Annotated in this window: 12 protein-coding genes and 1 pseudogene; 8 read left to right on the forward strand and 5 right to left on the reverse strand. The window is 29.1% G+C overall.

All coding sequences use genetic code 11. The features are described 5' to 3' along the window. Positions 1-45: 45 nt before the first annotated feature. From BMUR_RS14695 to BMUR_RS15125, 4 genes and pseudogenes are all read left to right on the forward strand, one after another. Positions 46-1,296 (forward strand): annotated as a pseudogene (locus BMUR_RS14695) (hypothetical protein). A gap of 12 nt (positions 1,297-1,308) precedes the next feature. Then, complete coding sequence (locus BMUR_RS14095) at positions 1,309-1,902, forward strand: OmpA family protein (RefSeq protein WP_013115221.1); 594 nt, start codon at positions 1,309-1,311, stop codon at positions 1,900-1,902. Positions 1,903-1,919: 17 nt separating this feature from the next. Continuing rightward, positions 1,920-2,267, forward strand: a complete 348-nt coding sequence (locus BMUR_RS15120) for a hypothetical protein (protein ID WP_013115222.1) — start codon at positions 1,920-1,922, stop codon at positions 2,265-2,267. Continuing rightward, positions 2,242-2,586, forward strand: a complete 345-nt coding sequence (locus BMUR_RS15125) for a hypothetical protein (RefSeq protein WP_013115223.1) — start codon at positions 2,242-2,244, stop codon at positions 2,584-2,586. Before BMUR_RS15120 ends, BMUR_RS15125 begins: the two co-directional genes overlap by 26 nt. Before the next feature lie 103 nt (positions 2,587-2,689). On the opposite strand, the gene BMUR_RS14105 is transcribed toward BMUR_RS15125, so the two are convergent. Continuing rightward, on the reverse strand, positions 2,690-3,589 hold the full coding sequence (locus BMUR_RS14105) for an SAM hydrolase/SAM-dependent halogenase family protein (RefSeq protein ID WP_013115224.1): 900 nt from the start codon (positions 3,587-3,589) through the stop codon (positions 2,690-2,692). Positions 3,590-3,837: 248 nt separating this feature from the next. After that, a complete protein-coding gene (locus BMUR_RS14110) occupies positions 3,838-4,800 on the reverse strand; it encodes a class II fructose-bisphosphate aldolase (protein WP_013115225.1) in 963 nt (320 codons plus the stop codon). A gap of 351 nt (positions 4,801-5,151) precedes the next feature. Between BMUR_RS14110 and thrS the strand changes: the two genes are divergently transcribed. The 4 genes from thrS (at position 5,152) to rplT (ending at position 8,341) form a co-directional block, all read left to right on the forward strand. Further along, positions 5,152-7,083 (forward strand): threonine--tRNA ligase, encoded by a 1,932-nt coding sequence (thrS, locus tag BMUR_RS14115; RefSeq protein ID WP_013115226.1) that lies wholly within the window; start codon positions 5,152-5,154, stop codon positions 7,081-7,083. A 12-nt stretch (positions 7,084-7,095) separates the two neighbouring features. Continuing rightward, positions 7,096-7,674 carry a translation initiation factor IF-3 gene (gene infC / locus BMUR_RS14120; protein ID WP_013115227.1) on the forward strand — a complete coding sequence of 193 codons (579 nt, stop codon included), beginning with the start codon at positions 7,096-7,098 and terminating at the stop codon, positions 7,672-7,674. Between the two features lie 94 nt (positions 7,675-7,768). Then, positions 7,769-7,972 (forward strand): 50S ribosomal protein L35, encoded by a 204-nt coding sequence (rpmI, locus tag BMUR_RS14125; RefSeq protein WP_008725923.1) that lies wholly within the window; start codon positions 7,769-7,771, stop codon positions 7,970-7,972. A 15-nt stretch (positions 7,973-7,987) separates the two neighbouring features. Then, a complete protein-coding gene (rplT, locus tag BMUR_RS14130; protein WP_008725909.1) occupies positions 7,988-8,341 on the forward strand; it encodes a 50S ribosomal protein L20 in 354 nt (117 codons plus the stop codon). A gap of 242 nt (positions 8,342-8,583) precedes the next feature. Here rplT and BMUR_RS14135 read toward each other — a convergent pair whose 3' ends face one another. Genes BMUR_RS14135 through BMUR_RS14145 form a run of 3 tightly spaced genes read right to left on the reverse strand, consistent with a single transcriptional unit; the run spans position 8,584 to position 12,521 of the window. Then, entirely contained in the window at positions 8,584-9,747 is a 1,164-nt protein-coding gene (locus BMUR_RS14135) for an OmpA family protein (RefSeq protein ID WP_041750022.1), read from the reverse strand. An 18-nt stretch (positions 9,748-9,765) separates the two neighbouring features. After that, complete coding sequence (locus BMUR_RS14385; protein ID WP_013115229.1) at positions 9,766-11,271, reverse strand: hypothetical protein; 1,506 nt, start codon at positions 11,269-11,271, stop codon at positions 9,766-9,768. 26 nt (positions 11,272-11,297) lie between these two features. Further along, a complete protein-coding gene (locus BMUR_RS14145) occupies positions 11,298-12,521 on the reverse strand; it encodes a hypothetical protein (RefSeq protein WP_013115230.1) in 1,224 nt (407 codons plus the stop codon). Positions 12,522-12,552: the final 31 nt, after the last annotated feature.

The following is a 12,552-nucleotide window of genomic DNA, read 5'->3' on the forward strand; positions in this document are numbered from 1 at the left end:
TATTCATTTTGCACTTTTTAATTATAATTTTGGATTATTTTATATATGAAAAAAACTATTTTAATATTTTTTATAATAATTTTATCAGCATTAAATCTGCATTCTCAGTTTCCAGGGCTTAATTATAATACATTTATCAATGCATATATAGACTATACTGGAATGTATAATAATATTCCAAAAGAAACACTAGATATTTTAACTTCAAGCGAACAAATGAATAAATTATTTGATGACGGAATAAAGTCTTTTACATTCGGAGAACTCATATCAATAGCTCAAAATCCGGAAAAAATTTTGGATACTACAACTAATGAATCTGTAATATTATTGGTTGGTACTACACTTGGTTTTTTGGAAGTTGCTAATATGCAGCAAGGAACAGCTTCTGTAGTTCTTAATGCCTTGAAAAAGAAAACGGCATTTAATGCTGCTTCCTGAAATAATACAGGTCTTCTTATACCTATGCATACTCCTATAGGAAGTTTTGGAATTAATTTATATAGTGATGTACCACTTCTTCATATTGATTATATAAGAAATTCTACAAGAACTCAAAATGATTATGAGGCTTTGTCAAAGGCATTGGATATATTGCCTATACCTCATGTTAATGCTTATTTACAGGTGAATTTAGGGGCTATACCTTTAGCTTTAACTTTTAGATGAGGTATTTCTTTAGGATTTAAAGAAATTTACGGAGCTTTTATCAATGATGTAGAAATATAATCTATGGGGTGGAATATAGGAGCTTCTCTAAAGGCTTATTTATTCAGAACTAAATATTTTTTCGGCGATTTAAGATTTGATTTTAATTATGATGTAGGCAATTTAAATTTGGATGTGAGAAATAGAAATATATATGTACCTTTATATTTAGGATTTAAAGGCGGTACAGAAACAGGTGTTGTTTTTAATGGAAATGCTTTTTTAAGAAGTAAGTGGAAAACTTTTGCTTTAAGTCCTAAACTGGTATTTGGATTTAAAATGAAAGAGAAAGTACCGGTTATACAATATTTAGCAGCGTATTTTTCAGTTGGGGCAGATATAACTTTTGGAAGTATGGAATCAACAGTAGGGGTAAATGGTATTGGAAGTTATGCCAATATAGTTGGACAGGAAATAACAGCAAATGATTTATATATACCTAATTCCAGTGATAAACAATCTTATAAACTTTATGATATGAGAATAGGGTTTCATTTTGATATATTCTATCAGTCATTAGCTATTGAATATGGTATATTTACAAAACAATTTGCAGTTTCATTTATACCTATAAACATAAGGTTTTAATAAGGCGGTATTATGAAATATATAAAAATATTTTTGATTTTAATTATTCCTTTTATTTTTACTTCCTGCTTTATACCAGAAAGAAGATTATATTTTTCTTGGAACAGACCTCATAAAGTTAAAGACAAATGTGATTATGAGTTTAATGTGAATAGTAATATTTCATTGATTAAAACAGAAAGAGGGTATTTGCTTGATACAGATAGAGAAATATATTATAGGCTCGGGGAAGAAAAGCCTTATAATATAGAAGATTATTCTTATGTTATGAATGAAGTTATGACTTTTATGAGCAATAATAGAAATAGTATTTTGATAGTAGAAGGGCATGCTGATATTACGGGGCATAATAATGGAGATATTAATTTCAGGCTATCAGAGAGAAGGGCTAGCGTTATAAGAGATGTTATACTTTCTTCAGGTTTTTCATATAAAAGAGTTCAAATTTTTGCTTATAGTGATATAATTCCTAAGTATATTACTAATATTTCACAAAACAGAAGAGTTGATTTTGTAGCTCTTAAATGTGAGAGAGAATTAAGTAATTATCTTAATTATTATAGTAATTATTACAGCAATATTACAGCAAGTAATATTACTGAGTAATTGTTAGGAGTTATATTATGTTAAAATTATCGAAGATTGTTCTAATAAGCAGTTTATTGGTATTAGTTCAGCAAATTTCATACGCTAAAATCGGCGGATTTGAATTGATAGTTAATGTTCCTATAGGTGCCGGTATTACTTTAGTTAATAAAAATGTATCAGTTGCCGGCAATCCTAAATTAGGCGGAAATTTTCAAATAGGGCTAGAGGCTAATATAGGGTATATGTTTCAAATAATGGATAATATGGGAGTAAGTCTTCTTGGTTCTCTTGGATATGATTTTACTGGTTTTAGTTATTCTAAAAATAATAATACTGAAAACTATAAAAATACAGTTCATGATATATATAGGTTTTTATCCTAAATTCAATATATCTGGATTTTCTATTGGTATTAATACTGGAGTGAGATTCGATGTAAGTTCAAAATTACATTATGAAACTTCATCTGCTTCTGAAAATATTAATAATGAAGTTAAGCCGAGAACATATATAAGAGGTACTTTTGATTATTCTGTATTTTTCAAAGATAACATGGCTATTAATGTCGGACTGTATATAGGATATGACTGGGGATTTGCATGGTCAGATACATATGCTAATGCTGATGTTGTAAAAAATGAATCATTTGGAAATTTAGATTTGGGTATTCAGGTGGGATACAGATTTGGACCTAAGTTTTAATTAATACATAATCAATAATCATATTTCTGTTTTTTTATAAAGGGCATACTGTTAAAAATAGCATGCCCAACTTATTTTATATTTGAAACATAAAGTAGATATATTATTTTTTTATTATTTCCATACTCCAATCTGGACCGCTGTAAACTTTGTACTTATCAGAGAAATTTCCCATATTTACAGCAATAGAGAAATTAAGTTCTGAATTAAAATATGCCATATTATCACCTTCAGCTGCATCTCCAAAAGTATTAACAAGTTTAACATCTCCATTCCATATTAAATTTCCTTCATTGTATATAGAAACATTTAAAATATCTCCAACCTTTATTCCATTATCAAGCATTAATTGACGAGGAAGAGAAGACCATACATTTCCGTACTGCACATCAAGTATAGGAATATTTGCAAAGAATTTACCTTCTTCATATCTTGGTTTTTGATAATCTATTTTTGTTATATTAGTTCCCAATGATTTTCCCGCCTGTTCAAAAGTTATTTGTTTTGAGGCTAGTCTTGCTCCAGTATATACATAAACATCTCTGCCATGAAAAGTGTATGATTCCTGAGAGTTAGTAAGTCTGTTTACTGCCTCATCAATTTCTCTTACTTCTTCTATTCCTAAACTTTCAGCAACAAAAGTTAAAGATCCGTTATCAGGAGTTACAAAATAATAGTTATTAGTAGTTTTCATAACAACCGATTTCCTTTCGGTACCAACTCCGGGGTCTACAACATTAACAAATACTGTTCCTTCAGGCCAATATCTTGCAGTTTGATCTAATCTCAAAGCAGCTTCCCATATATTAAATGCAGGTATTTCATGAGTAAGGTCATAAACTTTTAAATCTTTATCTACAGTTAAAGCTACTCCATACATGCTTGCAACGGCGTTGTCTTTTCTTCCAAAATCTGTTTGAAGTGCAAGCGGAGATTTATCAATTTGTTTTTCGCATGATATAATTAGAATAAATAATGATATTATTAATATATACTTTTTCATTTTATTTCCTTTTTTAATTATATATATTTTTTATTTTGTTAAAAAAATTAAGGGCATAAGAATAAACTCATACCCTTGAATATTTTTTTAATAATTATTGATTTAATAATTATTTAGTTTTAGCATTTAGAGCGTCTTTTTGTCTTCTTATTCTTCTTAAAGCTCTTTTGCGTTTAACTACTTTTCTATGCTGTTTTCCCACGTTATCTCCTTTAATTTAAATTTTTTATTTTATTTATATTTTAAAATTATATTTTTCCGTTAGAACCTAATACATTATTAATTTTATGTATGTATAATTTTTTCATTTCATCACGAGCAGGTCCTAAATATTTTCTAGGATCGAATTCTTTAGGATTGTCGTGGAATACTTTTCTAATAGCTGCAGTCATAGCAAGTCTTGAATCGCTGTCAATATTAATTTTACAAACAGCACTTTTTGAAGCTTCTCTTAATTGTTCTTCTGGTATACCTATAGCATCATCTAATTTACCGCCGTATTCATTAATCATTTTAACATATTCCTGAGGTACACTTGAAGAACCATGTAAAACGATAGGGAATCCCGGAATTTTTTTCTCAATTTCTTTAAGAATATCTAATCTTATTTCTGGGTTTTGACCAGGTTTAAATTTATAAGCACCATGACTAGTACCTATAGAAATAGCAAGAGAGTCAACACCTGTTTTTTTAACGAAATCTTCAACTTCTTCAGGCTGAGTGTAAGTGTGATGCTCAGCAGAAACATCATCTTCAACACCAGCAAGTACACCTAATTCACCTTCTACAGTAACGTCATATTTATGAGCATACTCAACAACACTTCTAGTAAGTTCTACGTTTTTATTGTAATCATAATGGCTTCCGTCTATCATAACAGAAGAAAAACCATATTCTATACAGCTTTTACAAAGTTCTAAACTATCGCCATGGTCAAGGTGTAAAACTATAGGAACATTAACACCTAATTCTTTAGCATATTCAACAGCACCTTGAGCCATATATCTTAATAATGTTTGATTGGCATATTTTCTAGCTCCGGAAGATACTTGAATAATGACAGGGCTTTTAGTTTCTACACAAGCCTGAACTATAGCTTGAAGTTGTTCCATATTATTAAAGTTAAATGCTGGTATTGCATAACCGCCGCTTATAGCTTTTTTAAAAAGGTCTCTGCTATTAACAAGACCTAAATCTGAGAATTTAACCATATTCTTCTCCTTAATTATTTTTTTATTCTTAATTCTTATTTAAAAGATATAAAAAATACTTTATTAATAATATAGTAAAAATAATATTTTTTCAATAAAAATACTAATTTTTTATATAATTAGAATTCAAAAAAATATTATTTAAAAATCAAATAAAATATTAAAAATGACAGCATACAAATTATACACAAAATAAAAACCATATTACTAATTTAAATTATTTTTGTATAATTTTAATAATTGACTTATATGATTTGTTGACTATTGTTTTTATATATGTTATAATATTTCAAAATATCTGCATAAGTTTTTTTATGCAAATATAAGTATCAATTCAAAAGAGGTGTTATAATGTCAAAAATTAATTACTTAGGACAATCCTATGAATTGTCCGATGGAGAGTCTCTGTTAGACTTTCTTAAACAAAATGCTAAAAAAGATTCCAAAGATGCAGTAGCTGCTAAATTTAATGGAACAGAAGTTGACCTTACATATACGCCTGAAACAGACGGCGATTTAGAATTGATACTTACAACCACCAATGAGGGGCTTGAGGTCTTGAGACACTCTACAAGTCATTTAATGGCACAGGCAGTTAGAAGACTTTATCCTAATACTCAGGTTACTATAGGTCCTGCTATTAAAGACGGTTTCTACTATGACTTTGATGCAGAAAAACCTTTTACAGAAGAGGATCTTCCTAAAATAGAAGATGAGATGAAAAAAATCATCAAAGAAAATATACCTGTAGTAAGAAAAGTTATGAATAAAAATGAGGCTATAGAGTATTTTAAAAAAGCTAACGAGCCTTATAAAGTTGAAATTATTGAAGGTATAGATGCTGATACTGTATCTTTTTATGAACAGGGCGATTTTATAGATCTTTGCCGCGGTCCTCATGTTCCTTCTACAGGATATATAAAATCATATAAACTTATGTCTGTAGCTGGAAGTTATTGGAGAGGAGATTCTAATAATAAAATGCTTTCCCGTATATATGGAACAGCATTTGAAAGTAAAGAAGCTTTGGATAAATATCTTAAAAGACTCAAAGAAGCAAAAGAAAGAGATCATAGAAAATTAGGTAAAGAACTTAATTTATTTAGTTTTCATGAGGAAGGTCCCGGTTTTCCTTTCTGGCATCCTAGAGGAATGGTTATTTATAAAGCAGTAGAATCATATATAAGAAATGAAAATGATAAACGCGGATACGTTGAAATAAAAACTCCTGCTATTCTTAATGAAGAGTTATGGCATAGAAGCGGACACTGGGATAATTATAAAGAAAATATGTATTTTACAGAGATTGATGAAACTAAATACGCTGTAAAACCTATGAACTGTCCGGGCGGTTTGATTGTTTATAATTCTAATATACATAGCTATAGAGATTTACCTTTAAGAGTTGCCGAATTAGGTTTTGTTCACAGACATGAGCTTTCCGGAGCTTTGCATGGACTTTTTAGAGTTAGAGCATTTACTCAAGATGATGCTCATATATTCTGTACTGAAGAGCAGCTAGGTGATGAGATTATTAATACTATTGAATATTATTTATCTGTATATAAAGACTTTGGTTTCGAGAACTTTGAAATATTTGTTTCTACAAGACCAGCAAAATCAATCGGAAGCGATGAGATTTGGGAGCTTGCTACTAAATCATTAATTAATGCTTTGGATAAACTTGGTATAAAGTATAAAATTAATGAAGGAGACGGAGCTTTCTATGGTCCTAAAATAGATTTTAATATTAAAGATGTTCTTGATAGAAACTGGCAATGCGGTACTTTACAAGTTGACTTCTCACTTCCTATGAGATTTGAAATAAGCTATGAAGGTAAAGATGGAAGAAAACATACTCCTGTAATGCTTCACAGAGCTATACTTGGTTCAATGGAGCGTTTTATAGGTATATTAGTTGAACATTATAATGGTAAGTTTCCATTGTGGCTTTCTCCTTTACAGGTAGCTGTTGTTAATGTTCTTGATGAAAAATCTCAGATAGACAGAGTTAATGAAGTTGCTAAAGCATTAAAAGATGCAGGATTTAGAGTTGAAACAGATGAAGGAAATGAAAATTTAGGTACTAAGATAAAAAAATACCGCTTGCAAAGAACTCCATATACAGTTATAATAGGAGCAGAAGAGGTTTCTAATGGTAAATTATCTATTAGAACACGTTCTTCGCAAGAAATTAAAGATATGGATTTAAATGAGTTTATAGAGAAGCTCAAAAAAGAATCTAAGGAGAGAATGAATGATTCTATATTTACTACTAAATGAGGTAGATAAATAATGGCAACAGTAAAAAAAGAAGGAGAGAGAATTAATCAATTTATTACTGCACCAGAAGTTAGAGTTGTGCATGATGAGAGAGGAAGCCTTGGCGTAATGAGTATTAAAGATGCTCTCGCACTGGCAAAAGAGGAAGGTTCAGATTTAGTAGAGATTGTTCCAACAGCAGAACCTCCTGTTTGTAAGATTATCAATTATGGTAAGTATAAATTTGATATTCAAAAAAAGAGTAAAGAAGCTAAGAAAAAGCAGAAATTAGTGCAGCTTAAAGAAATCAAGATGCGACCTCAGATAAGCATACATGATTATAACTTTAAAATGAAGCATATTCGTGAATTCTTAGAGGAAGGTAATAAGGTAAAAATTACTATAATGTTTAGGGGTAGGGAAATGGCTCATACGGAATTTGGCTATGACCTTATCAATAAGATTATACAGGATTTGGAGAATGAAGCAGCTACAGAAAAACCTGCTAAATTAGAAGGTAAAAATCTATCAGCAGTGCTTAATCCAGTAAAAATGAAAAAAACTTCTTCTGATTCGGAAAAAAATGAAGTTTCTGAAAATACAGAAGACTGATTATTTTATCAATTAAATAGCCCACTAGCTATGCGTACTTATCATACGTATAGATTGAGCATACAGTAAATATAATTTTAAAGGATATTAATTTATGAAACAAAAATTAAAAACAAAAAGCGGTGCAAAAAAACGTTTTAGATTTTCTAAGACAGGTAAAGTAAAATTTGCTCATGCATTTGGCAGCCACAAATTCTTAAGCAAAAGACCTGACACTAAAAGAAAGTATCGTAAAGCTAGAATAGCTGATGATACTAATATGTTAGAAATGCCAAGATTAATGCCTTACGGCAGATAATAAAAGGAGAGCAGAATGAGAGCAGTTAGCGGTGTAGTAAGAAAGAAAAAAGTTAAAAAAATATTAAAGATGGCTAAAGGTTACTATGGTTCTCATAGTAAACAAATGAAACAGGCTAAAGAAGCTGTAATAAGAGGATTAAAATACGCTTATCGTGATAGAAGACAGAAAAAAAGAATGATGAGACGTCTATGGACTTTAAGAATCAATGCAGCATGCAGACCTTTAGGTATATCTTACAGCAAGTTCATTAACGGACTTAAAAAAGCTAATGTTATAATAGACAGAAAGGCTTTATCTAATTTGGCTATTGATGATTATAAAGCATTTGAAGCTGTAGTTGAAGTAGCTAAAAAAGCACTTGCTTAAAATAAATTAAAAAATATTTACTTATGTGTAAAAGTTGCCGCTAGTATTTATTAATACTAGCGGTTTTTTATTGTTTAAAATATTTTTTTAATTAAGTTATTGAAATTTATATTGATTAGAAATATGCAAAGTTATTAATTTAAAGCTATAAGTTTTAAGAATATAAAAAATTACCGTTAGTATACAAATTAATGAATACTAACGGTTTTTTATGTGGATACCTAGTAATTATGGAATTGTCATTATTTATATATATTAAAGTTAACAGTATTTACCCCGATAGGATTATACTTCTTTTTAACTTTACTTATATAGCTTCTTACAGCATATTTAGATGAGTATGGTATAATTTTAAACTCTAATCTTCTATTTTCTTTAATGCGGTTTGTATTTTTTATAAATTGTTCCTCATATCCTAAAGCTATAATTCTATTAGTATAGTTTCCATATTTATTTATGGATTGCAGAAAATTAAGTGATCTTTTGTACGACATGTATTTACTTTCATTAAAGCTATGACCTTCTACTATAACTAATAAATCAGGATTAACATCTAAAAACATAGATATATATTGTATAATATTATCGCTGTTGTTATCAAATGAGTATGAGTTTTTATTAAATAATATTTCGCTGCTATTTTTAGTTTGTAAAGATATACCTCTATCTGAATAATCTAATTGAAATATATTTAATGTGTTTATGTTATAAGATTTCATTGCATCTTTTATTTTTATTTCTGGGCTAAAAGTATATTGTCTGTATGTATATTTTTTTATATTATTATTTATATTTTTATATGTGTTATTTTTCTTTTTTACATTATTTGTAATGCTGTTTGTATTATAATCAGTGATTAATAGAGATTTTTTAGTATTTTCTATATCTTTTGAATAGAATTTCAAATCTTTTTTTGATTCAACAACTATAAATTCAAGCCTTCTATTTTTTGTATGATCATAATAATCATCTCTTTCAGTATATTTAGGGTTAGTGTATCCGTAGCCTAATGGTATTAATCTGTCTTTTAAATTTGCTCCATATTCATTTATTTGCTGAGAAAATGCTAATGCTCTATAGTATGAAAGCATAACATTACTTGTTCCGTTTGGAGTTTCATTATAAAATGGTCTGTAATCGGAATGTCCTTCTACAATTAAATATGTATTAGGATTAGCCTGCAGAAACATCGCTACTTGTTTTACTTTTTCTAAATTAAATCTGTCAAAACCATAGCTTCCTAATCTAAAATTAATATCTGTATTGTCAAGAAAATATAATTTGTCTCCTATATCTGTTTTAGATATGTAAAAAGAATTGAGTAAATTATATCTGTTTGTATATACTGCAGGATACATACAAAGGCTCATATTTATCATTAATATAATAGTAAAAAAATATTTCATTTTAAATTATACTCCCAATTAGAATTTAAATATAAAAGGCATAAATGTTATTGCAAATCTCTTTGTTCTTATATAATATTCAACAGTAAGCGACTGATAGAATATATCCAAAGTAGCTGAAACTTTATAATCATAGTAGAAATAATCTCCCTTTGACTGAGCGGTAGGGGCTATTAAATCTTTTATGGTATCATTATTTCCTGCTATGTTAGCGTATATATAAGGGAATTTTATATCACCTTGATATGATAGTAAACCGTAAGTAAGATCTACACCGCCCGAAAAGTATAAAGCAAAATAATGTATATAAGGAATTTTTTCCTGTGATTTGAACCCTACTGTTAATTTAGGACTTAAAGAAAAAGTATGCCATTTTGTTTTACTTCTAAAATCACCATTGAAAACTAATCCTGTATCAACCTTATCTTCTCCCATTTGTACAGGGTAATAGAAGGTATTATTAAATCCGAAATCTAAATAACCCATATCATAATTAGCATTCAGACGTAAATCTGTAAAGAACCAGCTATTTCTGTATATTAAAGTTTTGAATTCCAATCCGGCATGAAAACCGAAAGATTGTATATCAAGGTCTGTTATAAACATTTTGTATAGTTCTTTAAACCCTAAAAGACCTCCCACTCTAAACCCCAATGAAAATGGAGCAGTCCAAGTATTTACTTCTCCTACAAGCTGTAAATATGGCAGAGGAACAGCATCTATTGCATCAAGAACAACATCATAATTTCCTGAAGATATATCTTTATCTGAGGCACTAAGTTTATTTATATTAGCAGGAAAATCAGAATATACATTAATACCTAAAGAACCTAAAGGAAAATGCATAGGTATTAATAATCCGTAGTTTTCACCTGCTGTTGATATATTGGCAAATTTAGTTTTTAATCTGTCTACGGCTTTACTGGCTATTTGATAATTTCCATTAACTGCTTCCATATATAATAGAGATGTACCTATAAATGAAAGAGCAGCAGCATTTGTAGTATAATTTAGTATATCAGCAGGATTTTTAAATACTGTTATAAGCTGAAGAGGATTAAAACTATCTATTGTTTTTTTATAAAGATCATTTAATTGCTGATTTTCTCCGATAAAGTCTTTGATATTCTGTTTTAGAGGGTCTGAGTATCCTCTTTCATTCATATATAAATCCAAAATATCAGTATATTTTAATTGTTCTACAAACTTATCAGAATTAACATTAAAATCTGTAATACCTACTGTTTGACCTAAAATCATATCCGTAGCAGATGGAATAGATATTGTTATTTCTACAGATTCTTTTATCCCGTCCTCCGTATTATTTAATATATCTTTTATATCCTGTGGTAATACCGTACCAATAGCAGGATTAGTACTTATAAATCCTTCTATATCTAATAGAGTTCCGCTAACAGTTCCGCCATTTATGGTATCATAATTATCAACTAGTTCTGCTTGTAATTTAGCTATTGATGTAAAAAATAGCATAAAAAATATAGTCATTATTTTTGTATTTTTCACTTTTTTTATTCTCCTTCACTTTTTATTTAATCTTTTTGAATATCTACTATATCTATGACATAGTGTGTTATTGGTTTGCTTGAAGTAGCGTATACTGTTGTTCCAAAATTTACTTTTGCTCCCATTTTATCAATGACATCTAAAAAATATTTATTTGCTTTGTAGTTGGCGTCATTTAATATCGATTCATAGCAGGCGTCTTCTATTGCTGAAGTGTCTCCTCCGCTTGCAGCCAAAGACAATGCTTTAGTCAAAGACTCCTGAGCTTTTGTTTGATAGGTATTCATATCATTTTGTAAATCTGATATTATATATAATTCCGGACCGCCATGTTCAGGCAAACGTACTAGATAATCTTTTCCATTTTTTTTGACAGGTAGTAGCCATAATTGACCAGCAGCATCAGTGGCACCCATATATACATAATTAGTATCATTGTTCAAATAATTTGTTGGGTTTAGTCTAAAGTCCGGATTAGAACTTCCGTTTTCATTTAAGCCTATGTCAAACATATGATGATTATTAAAATCTTCTTCTTTGAAGTCAAATTTAGTTTCTAATCTTTTTGCTAACTGTTTCATTCTGTCGGATAATCTTGATATGCTGAACTCTCTTGCTCCGCTTGCATATACATAAGTGTATGTTTTACCGTTCTGAGCAGTTATAGGTATTTTATATTGATCTGTAGCTTCTTTTTTTGAGGCATCTGATGGTATTTGAGATATTTCAGTCCAAGTTATAATATTTTTACTTGAGTAGTATTTACCGCCGTCTTGTATAAATATAGTATCCGCATTTGTATATGCTTCTCCATTAACTATCTTTGTAAATGCGTTTATTATTCTGTTGTCATCAGGAATTGAACTATCAATATTTGTTCTTATCTCTTTCATATAGAAATTATCATTTACATCTATTTCCAATAAGTTATAATATGAATTGTTTGTAATTATCATAGTTTTATTTGCCGAGTCATAAGAACATTTATCTCTGGCAGTTAAATAATATTTTCCATTAAAATCAAAGAAGTGAATATACCAATTATAAATTAGGCTTGTTTGTCCGGTTTTGTATATGCTTTCAACAGGGATAACCTCTACGGCGGCATCTTTAGAAGGTATGCTCAAATTTGCTATAGGGTCTTCTACAAACTGAGTTCTATTTGGTATGGAAGGATTGAAAACATTTCTTCTGCAGGAAACAGAAGTTAGTATAATTAAACTTGTAATTATAAATATTTTTATTTTCATATATAGTCCTTTAATAAATAATTTTTATTAA

This window comes from Brachyspira murdochii DSM 12563 (assembly GCF_000092845.1).
GTDB lineage: Bacteria > Spirochaetota > Brachyspiria > Brachyspirales > Brachyspiraceae > Brachyspira > Brachyspira murdochii.